We start from the raw sequence: 17847 nt of genomic DNA, 5'->3' as shown, positions 1-17847 counted from the left end.
TTACATCACAGTTATTGCAGAATTTCCAAGGATTGATTCATGTGGTCTATGTTACATTATAACAAAATTAGGGTTAAGCGGCTGATAGTCCTGCTGTTAGTGAGCTGCTCTCTTATTTATAGCCACTTTGCTGCGGCCCACCCGCACAGCTTTATTGACATGGATGCGACTTTCGTTAGTGAAAAAGAGAGGTTAGTGGGGGTAAAAATGGTCTGGACGATGGATGAAATAACTTCTGCAGATCTGTTATATGACGCAGAAAATGCCAAAAGTGACTCCGAAATCTGGAAGAAACTGGCCGCTGAAGTGATGGCCAATGTGCTGGGCCAGCACTATTTCACGGATATATACCGTGACGGTAAGCCGATGAAATATAAAAATTTGCCGACAGAATATCATTTGTCACGTAAGGGCCATCAGGCGGTTTTGACGTTTGTTTTGCCTTTGGCTGAGCCGCAACCCTTGGCTGGAAAGCCTTTTATTATCTCGACTTACGACCCCACTTACTTTGTGGATATGACTTACCCCGGTAATAAGGCGGTAAGGTTGTCGGCTGAAATGGAAAAAAACTGCAAATTAACTTTATTCACCCCCAATCCAAATGCCTCATTACAGGCTTATGCCCTGTCCTTGGATAAGAGTGACTCACCGGGAGAAGATATGGAACTTGGCAAACAATTCGCCCAACGGGTAACCGTACAATGTCAGTAGGTTTCACCCATGCTGCGCGGCCCAGACATTGGCTCATCAACTTATGGCCGCTACTGGCATTTTTAGTGCTGCTGGCCGGTGCGGTGCAGCTTGCCTGGCTTTATTGGCCGGAACTGTTGTTCAAAACCGTGGTTTGGCAAAAAAGCATGCATCAGCAGCTGGCCCAGCTACTGCAACAGGTGAAAGCCCACCCGCATCAGACCGGCTTAGCGCTGATGATGTTCAGCTTGATTTATGGTGTACTCCATGCCATGGGGCCAGGGCACGGCAAAATAGTGATTGTGACTTATCTGGCAACCCATCCGGCACAGCTAAAAAACAGTTTAAAGCTCACTTTTGCGGCGTCGATATTGCAAGGCGGGGTTGCTATCCTGCTGGTGACCGTGCTGTTGGGCATGTTGCAACTTTCCTCTCGCTATTTGCATCAAAGCAGTTTCTGGCTGGAAAAGGGCAGTTTTCTGTTGGTTATTGTGCTTGGGGTTTTGTTATGTTTGCGGGCCATAAAGCGCCTTTATTGGCAGATAAAGGCGCTGAGACCGCAGAAAATCAGCATCCAAAGCATTCAGCCGCTGAGCGCGGGCCACATTCACAGTGAGAGTTGCGGCTGTGGGCACCGCCATATGCCGAGTGCGCAAGAGTTACAAGCTGGCGATGACTGGCGTACCCGTTTGGCAATTGTGCTGGCCATGGGGATGCGGCCTTGCTCTGGTGCCATTATGGTGCTGCTGTTTGCCAAGGTGATTGGGGTTTACTGGTGGGGGATTCTTTCGGCGATGGCGATGGCGCTAGGCACCTCATTGACCATCTCGTTACTGGCATTATTCGTGCATTATGCGCGGCGATTGGCGGTGCATCTAAGCCGCAAAAGGGCTCCAGCGGCCTGGGGAGCGATAGCTTGGGCGACGTTGGCATTGACCGGCGGCTTAATTTTGTTGTTTGCCGGAGTTCTGCTTTATCTCTCCAGCCAACCGGACTTTATCGGCGGAGTTAGGCCCTTTGGGCGCTAAGGCTGACAATAAAAAAGCCAGTCGGCTAACCCAGACTGGCTTTATGATATGAAACCGTTATTTGTATAGAATTAACGCTTCAATGCATCACTGATTTCGTCGCTCATTGCTTGAACGATAGATTTCACAATGCGTGGGTTACCGGCAACGATGTTACCTGAACTGAAATGATTATGGCCGCCAGCAAAGTCAGTCACGATGCCGCCAGATTCACGCACCAGCAGTTCGCCACCGGCAAAATCCCAAGGCTTCAGCCCAATCTCAAAGAAACCATCAACACGGCCCGCGGCAACATAAGCCAAATCCAGTGCTGCTGAACCCGTGCGGCGGAAGTCGGCACACTGCTCAAATAATTTGCCAACAACGCGGATATACGCCGGAGCATGCTGTTTCGCTTTGAATGGGAAGCCGGTCGCCAGAATCGTGCCGTCTAACTCTTTGGCATTAGTACCACGCAGACGGTAGCCATTTAACTGAGCGCCTTGACCGCGCGTCGCGGTAAACAGTTCGTTACGCATTGGGTCATAGACCACGGCAACTTCGGTGCGGCCTTTGATGCGAACGGCGATAGAGACTGCGAAGTGTGGGAGACGTTTAATGAAGTTGGTAGTGCCATCCAGTGGATCAATAACCCATTGTATATCATCGTCTTCGCCAACTAAATGACCGCATTCTTCACCAATAATAGTGTGTTTGGGATAAGATTTACGGATAACGTCGACAATCAGACTTTCTGAGTCGCGGTCTACGTTGGTAACAAAGTCATTACTGCCTTTCTGGCTCGCTTCAACAGCGTCCGGAGTTTCATAATTTTTGGCAATCAGGTTACCGGCCTTACGCGCAGCGCGTATGGCGATAGTCAGCATCGGATGCATGGGTATCTTCCACTAGGATGTTAAAGAACGAGAAACGGTGCGTAGTATAGCAGGTAGTCTGATAAATGCCTATGTCTGTGTTAAGATATGCCGATTCCCCGTTATCCTCAGAGTTTGTATGTTACACAATATTCGTATCGTTTTGGTTGAGACCTCGCACACCGGCAATATGGGTTCTACAGCCAGGGCCATGAAAACAATGGGATTAACCAATTTATATCTGGTCAATCCTTTAGTAAAACCCGATTCTCAGGCTATTGCGCTGTCGGCGGGTGCCAGCGATGTGATTGGCAATGCCACCATCGTTGATACTCTGGATGAAGCGCTGGCAGGATGCAGTCTGGTGGTTGGCACCAGCGCTCGCTCTCGCACCTTGCCTTGGCCGATGTTGGAGCCGCGCGAGTGCGGTGTTCGCAGTGCGCGTGAAGCTGAACATGCGCCTGTCGCGTTAGTGTTTGGCCGTGAACGAGTTGGCCTGACGAATGATGAGCTGCAAAAGTGTCATTATCATGTGGCTATCCCGGCAAACCCGGAATACAGTTCACTGAACTTGGCCATGGCGGTGCAGATTCTGGCGTATGAAGTGCGGGTGGCATTCCTTGATCGCCAACAAGCGGCGGCACCAGCAGTAGAAGAAGAGGAAGCCCCATATCCGTTAGTTGATGATTTGGAACGTTTCTATCTGCATCTGGAGCAGGTTTTGTCTCATACTGGCTTTATACGCCAGGCTCATCCAGGGCAGATTATGAGCAAATTGCGCCGCTTGTTTACCCGCGCTCGACCAGAGGCCCAAGAGCTGAATATCTTGCGTGGGATGCTGACATCTATTGAAAAACAAGATAAATACCCACGAAGCATCACGGGTATCAATGGTCACGGCGACAAAAATTAATATTGTATATCAGACGGTTATTATAGAGTTCAGTCAATATTATTGAAAATGAAATAGTTAAATAATACTTGAGTGAATTACTAGGTTAAATAGTTGACTAAAATAGTCAAGAATGTCAGAATTCTGGCTTGTTCTCACCAACAGGTAATTTTAGCTATGAGACTGACATCCAAAGGCCGTTATGCCGTGACCGCCATGCTTGATGTGGCATTACATTCCCAGGACGGGCCAGTTCCTCTGGCAGATATTTCAGAGCGTCAGGGGATCTCGTTATCCTACTTGGAACAGCTTTTTTCACGGTTACGTAAAAATGGCTTAGTGGCCAGCGTTCGTGGTCCAGGTGGCGGTTACCTGCTGGGTAAAGATGCATCAGCAATCGCGGTCGGTGCTGTTATCACTGCCGTTGACGAATCAGTCGATGCAACCCGTTGCCAAGGTAAAGAGGGTTGTCAGGGTGGCGACCGTTGCCTGACTCACACCTTGTGGCGTGATTTGAGCGAGCGCATCAGCAGCTTCCTCAACAACATCACATTGGCAGAACTGGTGAATAACCAAGATATTCTTGAGGTTGCGGATCGCCAAAATAACGATACGCGCCGTACGGCCAATGGCCGACCGCAAGAGACGATTAACGTCAATCTGCGCGCATAAGCAGAATCTGCGGAATTTTACGTTTTGGAAGTGATGTACGGAGCATAAGAGCAATGACAGAATCAAAAGTAAAGACACCGATCTATCTGGATTATGCAGCAACGACCCCGGTAGATCCTCGTGTCGCTGAAAAAATGATGCAGTACCTGACTCTGGACGGTATTTTCGGTAACCCGGCCTCGCGTTCCCACAAATTTGGCTGGCAAGCAGAAGAAGCTGTTGATATTGCACGTAATGATATTGCCGCCTTAGTTGGTGCAGACCCTCGTGAGATTGTCTTCACCTCTGGTGCAACTGAGTCCGATAACCTCGCGATTAAAGGTGCTGCTAACTTCTACCAGAAGAAAGGCAAGCACATCATCACCTGTAAGACTGAACATAAAGCGGTGCTGGATACCTGTCGCCAATTGGAGCGTGAAGGCTTCGAAGTGACTTATTTGGCGCCTCAGTCTAACGGTATTATCGACCTGAAGCAGCTGGAAGCGGCAATGCGTGAAGATACCATTCTGGTTTCTATCATGCATGTGAACAATGAAATCGGTGTGGTGCAGGATATCGCTGAAATCGGCGAAATGTGCCGTAGTCGCGGGATCATTTTCCACGTCGATGCGACCCAAAGCGTGGGTAAATTACCGATTGACCTGAGCAAGCTGAAAGTCGATTTGATGTCTTTCTCTGCCCATAAAGTTTATGGCCCGATGGGCATTGGCGCACTGTTTGTTCGCCGTAAACCACGTATTCGTATTGAAGCACAGCAGCACGGCGGTGGCCATGAACGCGGTATGCGCTCTGGTACCTTGCCAGTGCATCAGATAGTGGGCATGGGTGAAGCTTACCGTATTGCCAAAGAAGAGATGGAAAGCGAGGCGGCGCGTCTGCGCTCACTGCGTCTGCGGCTGTGGAACGGCATCAAAGATATCGAAGAAGTTTACCTGAATGGCGATTTGGAGAATGGCGCACCTGGCATTCTTAACGTCAGCTTCAACTATGTTGAGGGTGAGTCGCTTATTATGGCACTGAAAGATCTGGCTGTTTCGTCAGGTTCAGCCTGTACCTCCGCGAGTCTGGAACCTTCTTACGTGTTGCGTGCGTTGGGGATGAACGATGAACTGGCTCACAGTTCAATCCGTTTCTCTCTGGGGCGTTTCACCACTGAAGCAGAGGTAGACTACGCCATTGCGCTGGTACGTAAATCTATTGGCCGTCTGCGTGATTTGTCTCCGCTATGGGAGATGTTCAAGCAGGGCGTGGATATCAGCAGCATTGAATGGTCTCACCATTAATTCCAGATTTTAAGACTCAGGAGTAATCTCATGGCTTATAGCGAAAAAGTAATCGATCACTATGAAAACCCACGTAATGTTGGGTCTTTCGATAATGCAGACCCTACCATTGGTAGCGGCATGGTTGGCGCGCCTGCTTGTGGTGATGTCATGAAATTGCAGATCAAAGTTAACGACGCTGGCATTATTGAAGATGCGCGTTTTAAAACTTACGGCTGCGGTTCTGCTATTGCTTCCAGTTCTTTAGTAACTGAATGGATGAAAGGTAAGTCTCTCGATCAGGCTGAAGCGATCAAAAATACTCAGATCGCCGAAGAGCTGGAGTTACCGCCAGTCAAAATTCACTGCTCAATATTGGCAGAAGATGCCATTAAAGCAGCTATCGCTGACTACAAAAGCAAGCATACTGCCAAGTAGTTGTAGTATAGGTTATTAATAACGGGCTCATTTCTCCAAAAATTGCAAGATGCTGCGCACCAGTTGACTTGCAATTTGCAAGATAGCGAGAATATGAGCCGGTTCCAGAGTTGAGGAAGGTGTATGTCGATATCAATCAGCGACAGTGCTGCACAACGGGTCAGCGCCTTTTTAAATCACCGTGGTAAAGGCCTGGGTTTGCGCTTAGGTGTGCGGACGTCGGGCTGCTCCGGTATGGCATATGTCCTGGAATTTGTTGATGAAATGAACGATGACGATATCGTTTTTGAAGACAAAGGCGTGAAAGTGATAGTCGACGGCAAAAGCATGGTCTATCTTGACGGCACCGAACTGGATTTCGTCAAAGAAGGTCTAAACGAAGGTTTTAAGTTCAACAATCCGAATGTCTCAAATGAGTGCGGGTGTGGCGAAAGCTTTAACGTTTGACCCTGTTTTTGTTCCTATCTCAGGCACTTGATGCCGAATACAGCTCTCTTGGCTAAAGAGAGCTGTTTAGATCTCAGCTCAGTCAACACGACAACTCCCAGAGCATGTTATGGATTATTTTACATTATTCGGGCTGCCAGCTCAGTATCTGATTGATGGCAACCAACTCGCGACCCGCTATCAAGAATTGCAACGCCAATTTCACCCCGATCGTTTTGCTAATCAGCCGGAACGCGAGCGCTTGGCCTCGTTACAGCAAGCGCTCACCATCAATGATGCCTACCAAACCCTCAAGCACCCGTTAAAACGGGCTGAGTATATGCTATCTTTGCAGGGTTTTGATTTAGGCAATGAACAACATACTATGCGCGATACTGCGTTTCTGATGGAGCAATTAGAGTTGCGCGAAGAGCTTGATGCTATCGAACGCAATTCTGATGCTGAGACGCAACTCGCTGAATTTAATCGCCGCTTGGTACTCATGACCCAAACGCGCAGCCAGCTGATGGTTGAGCAACTGAATCAGCAACAATGGGAGCAAGCAGCAGAGACGGTACGAAAATTACGTTTTCTGGATAAGTTACACCAGCAGGTTGAGCAGTTAGAAGAGCGCCTGTTTGATGACTTTTCATGAGAATTTAATAGGGCAGTAAAATTGCATCTGATTGATAAAAATAAATAAAATTCAATTTATTAATGATGCAATGCCCGACTATTTCTTATTAGAGCGTGTCGCTAAAGTTTTATAGATTGATGGAAGCTCAATATGGCCTTATTACAAATTAGTGAGCCTGGTTTAACAGCTGCGCCGCATCAACGCCGGTTGGCTGCTGGGATAGATTTAGGCACCACCAACTCGCTGGTGGCTACAGTGCGCAGCGGTAAAGCGCAAACCCTAGCCGATGAACAGCAGCGGGATCTTTTGCCCTCAGTGGTTCATTATCAACAAGAGGGAATCGATGTTGGCTGGAATGCGCGCCATTTAGCCGCATTGGATCCGGTCAATACCATCAGTTCAGTCAAGCGCATGATGGGCCGCTCTTTGGCCGATATCATGCAGCGCTATCCTAATCTGCCTTACCAATTCCAGCCGAGCGAAAACGGCTTGCCGACTATCCAGACGGCGAGTGGATTAGTCAATCCGGTGCAAGTCTCTGCAGATATTCTTACAGCATTGGCGCAACGAGCACGAACTGCTCTGGCAGGGGATTTGGATGGCGTGGTGATTACTGTTCCGGCGTATTTTGATGATGCTCAACGCCAGGGCACCAAAGATGCGGCCCGTTTGGCCGGATTGCATGTATTGCGTTTGCTCAATGAACCAACGGCGGCGGCTATCGCCTATGGCCTGGACTCCGGTCAAGAGGGGGTGATTGCTGTTTACGACTTGGGCGGCGGGACATTTGATATTTCTATTTTGCGCTTGAGCCGTGGGGTGTTTGAAGTTTTGGCCACGGGGGGCGATTCTGCGCTGGGTGGCGATGATTTTGACCACTTATTAGCAGATTGGCTGCGCGAGCAAGCTGGCATTGATTCCCGTGATGATCATGGAGTGCAGCGGCAGCTTCTTGATGCGGCAATTGCGGCCAAAATTGCGCTGAGCCAGGCTGAAGTTGCTGACGTCTCTGTTGCCGGTTGGCACGGGCAGGTCACCCGTGAGCAGTTTGAGTCTCTGATAGCCTCATTAGTGAAACGCACATTAATGGCCTGTCGCCGGGCATTAAAAGATGCCGGCGTCACGGCTGACGAAGTGCTTGCCGTGGTGATGGTGGGCGGCTCGACCCGAGTGCCTTTGGTACGTGAGCAGGTTGGGCAATTCTTTGGCCGCACGCCACTGACTTCAATTGACCCGGATAAAGTGGTCGCCATTGGGGCCGCTATTCAAGCAGATATTCTGGTGGGAAATAAACCCGACAGTGACATGCTTCTGCTTGATGTTATCCCGCTGTCGCTAGGGCTGGAAACCATGGGGGGGCTAGTGGAGAAGGTTATCCCGCGCAATACCACCATCCCAGTGGCTCGCGCGCAAGAGTTCACGACCTTTAAAGATGGTCAGAGCGCGATGTCTATCCACGTGCTACAAGGTGAACGCGAATTGGTACAAGATTGCCGCTCACTGGCCCGCTTTACCTTACGGGGTTTACCGCCGCTGCCAGCTGGAGGCGCGCATATTCGCGTGACTTTCCAGGTGGATGCGGACGGGTTATTGAGTGTCACGGCAATGGAGAAATCCACTGGTGTTGAGGCATCGATTCAGGTGAAGCCCTCTTATGGGCTGTCTGACGATGAAATTACCAAGATGATTAAAGATTCAATGGCGAATGCGCAAAGTGATATTGGCGCCCGCAAACTGGCGGAACAACAAGTCGAAGCTTCCCGTGTGCTAGAGAGTTTACAGGGCGCACTGGCCGCAGACGCAGCATTACTCAGTGAGCAAGAAAGTACCGCCATCGCTCAGGCGATAGCGGCATTACAGCAGCAGATGCAGGGCACTGACCCACATGCTATCGAAGCTGCGATAAAAGCGTTAGATACACAAACGCAAGATTTTGCCGCGCGCCGGATGGATGCTTCTATCCGTCGTGCTTTGGCTGGCCATTCTGTGGATGAGGTTTAATCATGCCTAAAATCGTATTTCTGCCCCATAAAGATCTTTGCCCGGATGGCGCAGTGCTGGAAGCAACCCAAGGTGAAACCATATTGGATGTCGCCTTGCGCAATGGAATTGATATTGAACACGCCTGTGAAAAATCCTGCGCGTGCACCACTTGCCACTGTATTGTGCGCGAGGGTTTTGACTCCCTGCCAGAAAGCAGCGAGCTGGAAGATGACATGCTGGATAAAGCCTGGGGCCTGGAGCCGGAGAGCCGCCTGAGTTGTCAGGCCAGAGTCACCGACGAAGATCTGGTGGTTGAGATCCCGCGCTATACTATTAACCATGCACGGGAGCACTGATATGAGCTTAACGTGGCAAGATACCCGCGCGATTGGCGAAGCTCTTTACGACCAGTTCCCGGATATGGATCCGAAAACAGTACGTTTTACTGATATGCACCAATGGATTTGTGACTTAGAAGATTTCGATGACTCCCCACAGGGGTCAAATGAAAAAATACTCGAAGCGATTTTGTTGGTTTGGTTAGATGAATTTGAATAGATAAAGATTGGGTCGCGTAAGCGGCCCTTTTTTGTACCTGATCTGATACCTTAGAGCGACAGCCCGCGAAGGCGGGTATTTTACAGCAAGATTGGTCATCGCCGCAGTCAAGCTAGACCTGTATATAAGCAGCTGAATAACAGCAAAAAATAATAATGAAGAGGTAGTTCATGACAACAGAAATGATGCAAGTAACCCTATCCGATAAGCCAGCTGATGCCCGCTGGGGCGAGAAAGCAATACTCAGTACCAATGCTGAGGGGGTAACCATTCACCTGACCAATAACGGTCAATTAGGTGCCATTCAACGCGCCGCCCGTAAAATAGATGGGCAAGGTATTAAACACATAAAACTGGCCGGAGAGGGCTGGGGTCTGGAGCAAAGTTGGGCATTCTGGCAAGGTTTCCGTGGGCCAAAAGGCCAGCGCAGTGTGGCGTGGGCAGAACTGCCAGTAGACGAAAAAACCGAGCTGGAACAACGGATAAAGATTATTGACTGGGTGCGCGATACCATCAATGCCCCCGCAGAAGATTTGGGGCCAGAGCAACTGGCAAAAAACGCGATTGATTTACTGTGCTCGGTATCATGCGATGCCGTCAACTATCGCATTACCAAAGGCGAAGACCTGCGTGAACAAGGCTATGCCGGGATTTACACAGTCGGGCGTGGCTCTGACCGAGCGCCGGTGTTGTTAGCACTGGACTACAACCCAACCGGTAATCCAGATGCGCCAGTAATGGCTTGTCTGGTAGGTAAAGGCATCACTTTTGATTCAGGCGGTTATAGCCTGAAACAGAGCGCATTCATGGATTCAATGAAATCCGATATGGGAGGGGCTGCGACAGTGACCGGTGCACTGGCATTGGCAGCGGCTCGTGGGTTAAAAGAGCGGGTAAAATTGTATCTATGTTGCGCCGATAATATGGTTAGCGGTAATGCCTTTAAGCTGGGTGATATTATTCGCTATCGCAATGGTAAGACAGTTGAAATTATGAATACTGATGCTGAAGGGCGCTTGGTATTGGCTGATGGCCTGATTGATGCCTCTGAGCAGCATGCACCGCTGATTATTGATGCTGCAACCTTAACCGGCGCGGCAAAAACTGCGTTAGGTAATGATTACCATGCTTTGTTCAGCTTTGATGATGCACTGGCGCAAGCTTTGTTGAGCAGCGCGCAAAGCGAGCACGAACCTTTCTGGCGTTTGCCGCTGGCAGAATTCCATCGCAGCCAGTTGCCCTCTAATTTTGCTGAGCTGAATAATGTCGCGGGGGCCGCTTACAGCGCGGGTGCCAGCACCGCAGCGGCATTTTTGTCGCACTTTGTGAAAAATTATCAGCAAGGTTGGTTACACATCGACTGTTCTGCAACCTACCGTAAAAGCGCGGTTGAACAGTGGTCGGCGGGGGCAACCGGGTTAGGGGTGCGTACCATTGCTAATCTGTTGTTAGCGAAAGCAAAACAGTAAGTTTTAGTGATACTTAAAGACGTTTGGGGCGCATTTTGCGTCCCTTTGTTTGATTGTTTTTCTGGAGTTGAGCATGAGTTTGCCGCAATCCCCTGATGATAGCCACGATAACCATCACCATGATGCAGAGCACAATCTGGAGTCTTTGCTAAAACTGGCCGCGACGGAGTCAATTCATCGCATCGCTTTTTTTCGCGCGCTGCTAGATGCCACAGTTTTAGTGCTGGTGGATGATTCAGATAAGAGTGGTGAGGATGGTGAAATGACCTTCACGGCAGGCAATGGCGTGAATATTCTGCATTGGGAAAAGCAGGATGGTGAATCAGTCATTCCATTCTTTACCTCGGTCGAGGTGCTCCAGCAGGCGTTGGATATCGCCGAAGATCAACCGATTGACAGTGAAAAACAGCCATTTATTGCTATGCCAGTGCGGGTGTTATTTGAAATGACGCAAGGTGCGCATCTGTTTTTGAATCCGAAATCAGAGCACGGTAAAGAGTTCTGGCCACAAGAAGTGGCGATGCTGCTAGAAAATGGTGGCTTGGCGCAGCCAGCTGAAATGGTGGTGGATAAAGAGAGCCAAATTCTGCTAGGGCAGCCGGAAGAATATCCAGCCGCCATGGTCGATGCTTTGATCCAGTTATTCAGCCAACGTAAACCGGTGCGGCGGGCATTTTTGGCACTGATGCATGATAAGGCGGTAGACGAGAAACCTAACTTATTGATCGGGCTGGAGGTGGATGGTTCCATTGATGAAATTGATCAGTTGATTCAAGAGGCGGGTCATGTAGCCAGTGACCATGCGCCGGATGATGGCCCAGTAGATTTTTGTGTGGTGAATGAGAAAGAGCGGGGAGTCAGCCATTATCTGATGACGCATACTCAAGCATTTTATCAGCGCAAGTGGGGCAGTTGGCTGAGAAATGTCATTCCGTCGACTAATCATTAATGGGAAAAGGGGCCGATATGGCCCTTTTTTTATGGGCCACAGTTATCATGCTATAGGCAGAAACTACCCTGTTATTGAGGGCCTATCAGTCATGCCAGATTGATGGCCAGCAAGGTTTCCACTGTTTGTCTTAAGCTGTATTGATCCAATACAAAATCTTAATGGGTCTTTAGTTGTCTGGATATTCGCTTTATCATTTTGTCTACAGCCAGTTTAGCTATTGTTGCTGAGTTGGCTGTCTCAGACTTATTTTTAACATTTTGTTCTGCTTGCTCAGTGGCCAGCGGATATTGAGTCACATAATCCTGCAACTTATTGATAGTATTCTGTTCAACTTGAGACAGTAATTGAATACCGCCCGACTTTTGTGTCATTGGCATCAGCAATAGCGCGTGAATAAAATTGCTGTGCTGAAACTCAGTTATCGGGGCTGTTTGTGCCGTAATGGTGCCACTTAATACTAGCAATGAGATAAGAATGAATAATGACAATAAGTGTGCATTAAATGTGTTGCTAGGATTCATAATTATATAGCCCCTATTTTAAGGTGGTGTTTATTAAATTGATATAAATGCTCAATAATGATGTGTCGGTTTTTAGAAAATATAAGCAAAGTCGGTTTGATTTTCTATTTATTAAAATGTTAATTTTTTATTTTGTATTTGTTTTATTTATCTTTGTGCATGGCGATTTAGCTGTTAATTTATTTTTATTGTTTTATTTCATGGTGTTGCTTGGTTTCTGTTTTCCCTGTTGTTTTGTTGTGGGTGAGTTTTTGTTTTATTCTTAAAAATATTAAATACCATTTCCTCTCGGGGTTTCATTAAGATAAATATTGTTTTTTCCAAAATAGTCACAACTTGTAATAAGAATAATCTCAATGGTTGATGGTCTATATTCCCTGTTTGCCGAATGCTATAATCTTGCCATCAACCAGGGAGCAAGATATGAATGACAACAGTTTGCATCGGTTAATGTTGAGAATGAAAGGGTGTCAGATGGTGCTCTTGGTCAGCGCGATATTATTATTAGCGGGCTGTGATGATGAGAACAAAAATAAGGATGTTGCTGCGTCATCTGCGCCGGTGGCAACACAGGTCAGTGAGTCTGTGGTCAAAACGCCAGTCAGCAAAATTAATGATGCCAATAAATTGGCAGAACTGGCCAAACAGCATGCTGGCCAGCCGCTAACATTGCTCGATGCCTCTGAGCTGCAACTTGATGGTGCCAGTGCCATGGTGCTGACTTTCTCCCAGCCATTAGATCCCCACCAAGACTTTTCCTCACAAGTTCATCTGGTTGATACCGTCAGTGGAAAAATTGATGGGGCTTGGGAGCTGTCCGATAACTTGATGGAATTGCGCTTACGCCACCTTAAACCTGAGCGTAAATTGCTGCTGACCGTCGACAGTGCTTTGAAAGGTATTGGCGGTGCTCAGCTTGGTGAGCAACAACAGCAACAAATCACCACCCGCGAGATTAAACCGAGTGTCGGTTTTGCCAGTAAGGGCTCTTTGTTGCCGGGGAAATTGGCGCAGGGGTTGCCGGTGATGGCACTCAATGTTGATAGTGTTGATGTCAACTTTTTCCGCATTAAACAAAATAGCCTGGCGAATTTCCTGGCCACATGGCAGTACCGCAGTGCGCTGTCTAACTGGGAGTCGGACGAGTTGCTGAAAATGGCTGATCTGGTCTATAGCGGCCGTTTTGACCTTAATCCCGCGGCAAATACCCGCGAAAAACTGTTACTGCCATTAGCTGATATCAAGCCGCTGCAAGAATCTGGTGTTTATCTGGCCGTGATGCAACAAGCCGGGCACTACAGTTATACCAACGCCGCAACCTTATTTACGCTTAGTGATATTGGTGTTTCCTTACACCGCTACCATGACCGGATAGATGTCTTTGCTCAGGCATTGGCGGGTGGAGCCGCTTTGAAAGGTGTGGCGTTGCAACTGTTGGATGAGAAAGGCCAAGTGCTGGAACAGGCTGAAACTGATGGTCAGGGCCATGCGCAACTGGAAAAAAATGCCCAGGCAAAATTGCTGCTGGCCTCGCAAAACGGGCAGACCAGCCTTATTGACCTCAATGCACCAGCATTAGATTTAGCTGAGTTTGAGATTGGCGGGCCAGAAGGTTTCCAGAAGCAGCTGTTTGTTTTTGGCCCGCGAGATCTGTATCGCCCCGGAGAGACTTTAATTGTCAATGGCTTACTGCGTGATGCCGACGGCAAACCCCTGACGACCCAGCCAATCAAAGTGGATATCCTCAAGCCCGACAATCAAGTGGTGCGCAGCTTTGTCTGGCAGCCAGAACAGGGCTTATATCAATACCAATACGCCATTCCCGAGGGGGGGCCGACCGGCGAATGGTCATTGCGCCTGAATCTGGGTGACAACCAACCGCGGCTGTACAAATTTAAAGTGGAAGACTTCCTACCCGAGCGCATGGCACTAGAAATTGCCGCCAGTGAAGCGCCGCTTGCCACCAACAGCGACGTCAGTTTTGCGATAACCGGCCGCTATCTGTATGGCGCTCCGGCGTCAGGTAATCGTCTACAAGGTCAATTATTCCTGCGGCCGCAGCGCGAAGCGGTAGCTTCATTACCTGGCTTTGAATTCGGTTCGGTTATTGAAGAAAATCTCTCGCGCACCTTGGATGAGTTCGATACCACGCTGGACAGCAACGGTCAGGCGGATATCGACGTTGACAACAGTTGGCAGAATGCGCAATCGCCGCTGAAACTGATTTTACAGGCCAGTTTGCTGGAATCTGGTGGGCGGCCGGTGACGCGCCGTGCCGAGCAAGCATTGTGGCCCGCGGATGTGCTGGTGGGCATTCGCCCCTTGTTCAACAAACAGCAAGTTTATGATTATCGCAGTGACAGTTATAAGTCACAGGCCATGGTTGATCAGGACTCTAGCGCCGATTTTGACATTGTTTATGCCAATGCTGAGGGAGAAAAACAGGCGGTTAATGGCCTGAAAGTCAAGCTGGTGCGCGAACGCCGCGACTATTATTGGCAGTGGTCAGAAAGTGATGGTTGGCAGTCACTGTATGATAAAAAAGATCTGACACTGGCCGAGCAATCAGTGAATATTGCGGCCAATGGCAGCGCCAAAGTTAGCTTCCCGGTGGAGTGGGGCGCTTATCGTATCGAGGTCAGTAATCCAGATAATGAATTGGTGAGCAGCTCGCGTTTCTGGGCCGGTTATAGTTGGCAGGATAATACGGCGGGCAGCGGCGCGGTTCGGCCCGATCAGGTCAAACTGACATTGGATAAACCGGCTTATCGCCCGGGCGAGCAAGTGAAACTGCATATTGAAGCACCGGCGGCGGGTAATGGCTATCTGCTGGTGGAGTCCAGCGACGGGCCACTGTGGTGGCAAGAAGTGACCATCCCGGCGGGCGGCACTGAAGTTGACGTGCCGATTAACACCGCCTGGAATCGCCATGATTTGTATCTCAGTGCAACAGTGATTCGCCCTGGTGATAAGTCGCAACAGGCCACACCAAAACGGGCGATTGGTTTGCTGCACTTGCCGCTGGTGGATGAAAGCCGCAAGCTGGCGCTGGAGTTGGCATCACCTGAGCGCATTCGTCCTAATCAGACGTTAACTGTCAAAGTGAAAGCCAGCCGCAGCGGCGCACCATTACCGGAAAAAGTGCAGGTGCTGCTGTCTGCGGTTGACAGCGGAATTCTCAATATCACCGATTACACCACACCAGACCCTTATGATGCTTTCTTTGGCCGTAAACGCTATAGCGCTGATCAATATGATGTTTATGGTCAGTTAATTGAAGGGCAGGGGCGCTTGGCGAGCCTACGTTTTGGTGGCGATGGTGATGATGAAGATGCGCTGTCTCGTGGCGGTAAAAAGCCCATAACCGAAGTGACTATTGTGGCGCAGCAAGCTCAGCCGGTTACCTTAAACGCGCAGGGCGAGGGCATTGTTGAACTGGCTATCCCTGATTTTAATGGCGAGCTGCGCTTGATGGCGCAAGCTTGGAGTGATGAAGACTTCGGCAAAGCGGAAGCCAAAGTGGTGGTGGCCGCCCCACTGATTGCTCAACTGGCTACCCCGCGCTTTTTGGCGGGCGGCGACAGTACCCAACTGGCATTGGATTTGAGTAATCTGTCCGGCCAGCCACAGAGACTGTCACTCAATTGGGTTGCCAGCGATTTACTGGCATTGACCGGCGCGCCGAGCCAATCTATTTCGCTGGCCAATGGTGAGCGCAAAACGGTGCTCATTCCGGTGCGGGCGCTGAATGGTTTTGGTCAAGGTGATATTGGGCTGACTATCAAGGGCATGATATTGCCGGATGAAAAATTGCCGGATTACCAGCATCATTGGAAAATAGGGGTGCGGCCAGCTTATCCGGCCCAAACTCGCCATTTCGCGAATGTGCTGCGCAGCGGCGATAGCTGGAATCTACCCGCTGAGGCCATCGAGGGGTTGGTCCCTGAAACCCTGCAAGGGCAACTGCTGATAACCAGCCGGCCGCCATTGAATTTAGCGCGCTATATTACTGAACTTTATGCTTATCCTTATGGCTGTTTGGAACAGACGGTGAGTGGGCTATATCCTTCATTATACAGCAATTATGCCCAACTGACCGCATTGGGTATTAAGGCTGACAGTGATGAAAAACGGCGCAAAAGTATTGATGTCGGTATTGAGCATCTGCTCAGTATGCAGCGCTATAACGGCAGTTTTGGTTTGTGGAGCAATAACAGCCCAGAAGAGTTCTGGCTGACGGCTTATGCCACCGACTTCCTCTACCGCGCCAGCCAGCAAGGATACAGTGTGCCAGCGGCGGCGCTCACTGCTGCCAACAACCGCTTGCAACGTTATTTGCAGGATCCCACTCAGATTGAGATCCGCTACAGTGAGCAGAAAGGGCACACGCGCTTTGCGGTGCAAGCTTATGCGGGCTTGGTATTGGCGCAGCAGCAGCAGGCATCCCTTGGGGCATTGCGCCAATTGTACACCCGCAGTAATGATGCGCGCTCCGGCCTGCCGTTGGTGCAATTAGGTGTGGCATTGAAATTGATGGGCGACATGCCGCGGGCCAAAGAATCCATAGCTCAGGGGCTAAATACCTCCCGCAGTGATAAAGATTATTGGCTGGAGGATTACGGCAGCTCACTGCGCGATGACGCGCTGATTTTGGCCTTGCTGACGGACAATAATCTGTTGCCGCAAGCTCGCGATACACGGCTGTTGGATTTATCTAATGCGCTGGTGAGCCGCAATTATCTCTCTACGCAGGAGAGTAATGCACTGTTCTTGGCCGGCCGCACCCTGATGAGTAGCGCTGAGACCCCGTGGCAAGTGGCGATAGCGCCACAGCAGGAATCTATCGCGCTGAGCCCGGCCGTGACACAAAACACCGCCTTGAATCAACACTGGTCAGCACCACAACTGGCGGGAGGGATGCAATTACACAACCGTGGTGAGGTGGCGCTATATAGCCGTGTGGATATTGTGGGCTATCCGCAGCAAACACCCGCCCCATTTAGCAATAACTTACATATCAGCCGTAGTTATATTGGGCTTGATGGTCAACCGCTGCAATTATCCCAGCTTAAAAGCGGGGAGTTAGTTCTGGTGCATTTAGATGTGTGGGCTGATAAACGGGTGCCCGATGCGCTGGTGGTTGATTTGCTACCTGCCGGTTTGGAGCTGGAAAACCAAAATTTAGGGGACAGCAGCGCCAGCTTAGGGGAAAGCGCCACCAGTGTGACGGAGTTATTGCAGGATATGCAACAGTCGGATATTAAGCATCAGGAATTCCGTGATGACCGCTACGTTGCCGCAGTGAATGTCGACTCATATCGGCATACGACTTTGCTCTATCTGGCGCGAGCAGTGACACCGGGTATTTATCAAGTACCGGCTCCTCAAGTGGAGTCCATGTATGTGCCGGATTGGCGGGCGCTGGGCAGCACGGTGTCGCAGCTTGAAATTTCTGAGTAAATGCT

16 protein-coding genes are annotated in these 17847 nt (G+C 49.6%); 14 read left to right on the top strand and 2 right to left on the bottom strand.

Annotated features, from left to right (window positions below):
- Positions 1–48 precede the first annotated feature (48 nt).
- Together D5F51_RS16155 and D5F51_RS16150 are read left to right on the top strand one after the other, a co-directional pair.
- Entirely contained in the window at positions 49–711 is a 663-nt protein-coding gene (locus D5F51_RS16155) for a DUF1007 family protein (RefSeq protein WP_186368195.1), read from the top strand.
- A complete protein-coding gene (locus D5F51_RS16150; RefSeq protein WP_129197849.1) occupies positions 702–1718 on the top strand; it encodes a nickel/cobalt transporter in 1017 nt (338 codons plus the stop codon). Before D5F51_RS16155 ends, D5F51_RS16150 begins: the two co-directional genes overlap by 10 nt.
- A 71-nt stretch (positions 1719–1789) precedes the next feature.
- On the opposite strand, the gene suhB is transcribed toward D5F51_RS16150, so the two are convergent.
- A complete protein-coding gene (gene suhB / locus D5F51_RS16145) occupies positions 1790–2593 on the bottom strand; it encodes an inositol-1-monophosphatase (protein ID WP_025379211.1) in 804 nt (267 codons plus the stop codon).
- Between the two features lie 118 nt (positions 2594–2711).
- On the opposite strand from suhB, the gene trmJ reads away from it, so the two are divergent.
- The 11 genes from trmJ (at position 2712) to sseB (ending at position 11858) form a co-directional block, all read left to right on the top strand.
- Complete coding sequence (gene trmJ, locus D5F51_RS16140; RefSeq protein ID WP_129197847.1) at positions 2712–3485, top strand: tRNA (cytosine(32)/uridine(32)-2'-O)-methyltransferase TrmJ; 774 nt, start codon at positions 2712–2714, stop codon at positions 3483–3485.
- A gap of 156 nt (positions 3486–3641) precedes the next feature.
- Complete coding sequence (iscR, locus tag D5F51_RS16135; RefSeq protein WP_004707916.1) at positions 3642–4136, top strand: Fe-S cluster assembly transcriptional regulator IscR; 495 nt, start codon at positions 3642–3644, stop codon at positions 4134–4136.
- A 53-nt stretch (positions 4137–4189) separates the two neighbouring features.
- The gene (locus D5F51_RS16130) at positions 4190–5419 is read left to right on the top strand and encodes an IscS subfamily cysteine desulfurase (protein ID WP_129197845.1); all 1230 of its coding nucleotides are present in this window, start codon (positions 4190–4192) and stop codon (positions 5417–5419) included.
- Between the two features lie 30 nt (positions 5420–5449).
- A complete protein-coding gene (iscU, locus tag D5F51_RS16125) occupies positions 5450–5836 on the top strand; it encodes a Fe-S cluster assembly scaffold IscU (RefSeq protein WP_019212182.1) in 387 nt (128 codons plus the stop codon).
- Positions 5837–5959: 123 nt separating this feature from the next.
- Entirely contained in the window at positions 5960–6283 is a 324-nt protein-coding gene (iscA, locus tag D5F51_RS16120; protein WP_025379208.1) for an iron-sulfur cluster assembly protein IscA, read from the top strand.
- 109 nt (positions 6284–6392) lie between these two features.
- A complete protein-coding gene (gene hscB, locus D5F51_RS16110; protein WP_129197843.1) occupies positions 6393–6917 on the top strand; it encodes a co-chaperone HscB in 525 nt (174 codons plus the stop codon).
- 132 nt (positions 6918–7049) lie between these two features.
- On the top strand, positions 7050–8900 hold the full coding sequence (hscA, locus tag D5F51_RS16105; RefSeq protein WP_129197841.1) for a Fe-S protein assembly chaperone HscA: 1851 nt from the start codon (positions 7050–7052) through the stop codon (positions 8898–8900).
- Between the two features lie 2 nt (positions 8901–8902).
- The gene (fdx, locus tag D5F51_RS16100) at positions 8903–9238 is read left to right on the top strand and encodes an ISC system 2Fe-2S type ferredoxin (protein WP_004707904.1); all 336 of its coding nucleotides are present in this window, start codon (positions 8903–8905) and stop codon (positions 9236–9238) included.
- Between the two features lies 1 nt (position 9239).
- A complete protein-coding gene (gene iscX, locus D5F51_RS16095) occupies positions 9240–9440 on the top strand; it encodes a Fe-S cluster assembly protein IscX (RefSeq protein WP_025379206.1) in 201 nt (66 codons plus the stop codon).
- 170 nt (positions 9441–9610) lie between these two features.
- Positions 9611–10909, top strand: coding sequence for an aminopeptidase PepB (pepB, locus tag D5F51_RS16090; RefSeq protein ID WP_129197839.1), 1299 nt, complete (start codon positions 9611–9613; stop codon positions 10907–10909).
- 73 nt (positions 10910–10982) lie between these two features.
- Positions 10983–11858: an enhanced serine sensitivity protein SseB gene (gene sseB / locus D5F51_RS16085; protein ID WP_129197837.1), complete on the top strand. Its 876-nt coding sequence runs from the start codon at positions 10983–10985 to the stop codon at positions 11856–11858.
- 158 nt (positions 11859–12016) lie between these two features.
- Here sseB and D5F51_RS16080 read toward each other — a convergent pair whose 3' ends face one another.
- Positions 12017–12382 carry a hypothetical protein gene (locus tag D5F51_RS16080; RefSeq protein ID WP_129197835.1) on the bottom strand — a complete coding sequence of 122 codons (366 nt, stop codon included), beginning with the start codon at positions 12380–12382 and terminating at the stop codon, positions 12017–12019.
- Between the two features lie 423 nt (positions 12383–12805).
- On the opposite strand from D5F51_RS16080, the gene D5F51_RS16075 reads away from it, so the two are divergent.
- On the top strand, positions 12806–17842 hold the full coding sequence (locus D5F51_RS16075) for an alpha-2-macroglobulin family protein (RefSeq protein WP_129197833.1): 5037 nt from the start codon (positions 12806–12808) through the stop codon (positions 17840–17842).
- Positions 17843–17847: the final 5 nt, after the last annotated feature.

Origin of the sequence: Yersinia hibernica (genome assembly GCF_004124235.1) — a bacterium.
Taxonomy (GTDB): domain Bacteria; phylum Pseudomonadota; class Gammaproteobacteria; order Enterobacterales; family Enterobacteriaceae; genus Yersinia; species Yersinia hibernica.
This window is presented reverse-complemented; position numbering and strand designations above follow the sequence as displayed.

Excerpts from the sequence above, each read along its gene's own strand:
- D5F51_RS16155 (WP_186368195.1), top strand. The coding sequence starts at position 49 with ATGTTACATTATAACAAAATTAGGGTTAAGCGGCTGATAGTCCTGCTG.
- D5F51_RS16150 (WP_129197849.1), top strand. The coding sequence starts at position 702 with ATGTCAGTAGGTTTCACCCATGCTGCGCGGCCCAGACATTGGCTCATC.
- suhB (WP_025379211.1), bottom strand. The coding sequence starts at position 2,593 with ATGCATCCGATGCTGACTATCGCCATACGCGCTGCGCGTAAGGCCGGT.
- trmJ (WP_129197847.1), top strand. The coding sequence starts at position 2,712 with ATGTTACACAATATTCGTATCGTTTTGGTTGAGACCTCGCACACCGGC.
- iscR (WP_004707916.1), top strand. The coding sequence starts at position 3,642 with ATGAGACTGACATCCAAAGGCCGTTATGCCGTGACCGCCATGCTTGAT.
- D5F51_RS16130 (WP_129197845.1), top strand. The coding sequence starts at position 4,190 with ATGACAGAATCAAAAGTAAAGACACCGATCTATCTGGATTATGCAGCA.
- iscU (WP_019212182.1), top strand. The coding sequence starts at position 5,450 with ATGGCTTATAGCGAAAAAGTAATCGATCACTATGAAAACCCACGTAAT.
- iscA (WP_025379208.1), top strand. The coding sequence starts at position 5,960 with ATGTCGATATCAATCAGCGACAGTGCTGCACAACGGGTCAGCGCCTTT.
- hscB (WP_129197843.1), top strand. The coding sequence starts at position 6,393 with ATGGATTATTTTACATTATTCGGGCTGCCAGCTCAGTATCTGATTGAT.
- hscA (WP_129197841.1), top strand. The coding sequence starts at position 7,050 with ATGGCCTTATTACAAATTAGTGAGCCTGGTTTAACAGCTGCGCCGCAT.
- fdx (WP_004707904.1), top strand. The coding sequence starts at position 8,903 with ATGCCTAAAATCGTATTTCTGCCCCATAAAGATCTTTGCCCGGATGGC.
- iscX (WP_025379206.1), top strand. The coding sequence starts at position 9,240 with ATGAGCTTAACGTGGCAAGATACCCGCGCGATTGGCGAAGCTCTTTAC.
- pepB (WP_129197839.1), top strand. The coding sequence starts at position 9,611 with ATGACAACAGAAATGATGCAAGTAACCCTATCCGATAAGCCAGCTGAT.
- sseB (WP_129197837.1), top strand. The coding sequence starts at position 10,983 with ATGAGTTTGCCGCAATCCCCTGATGATAGCCACGATAACCATCACCAT.
- D5F51_RS16080 (WP_129197835.1), bottom strand. The coding sequence starts at position 12,382 with ATGAATCCTAGCAACACATTTAATGCACACTTATTGTCATTATTCATT.
- D5F51_RS16075 (WP_129197833.1), top strand. The coding sequence starts at position 12,806 with ATGAATGACAACAGTTTGCATCGGTTAATGTTGAGAATGAAAGGGTGT.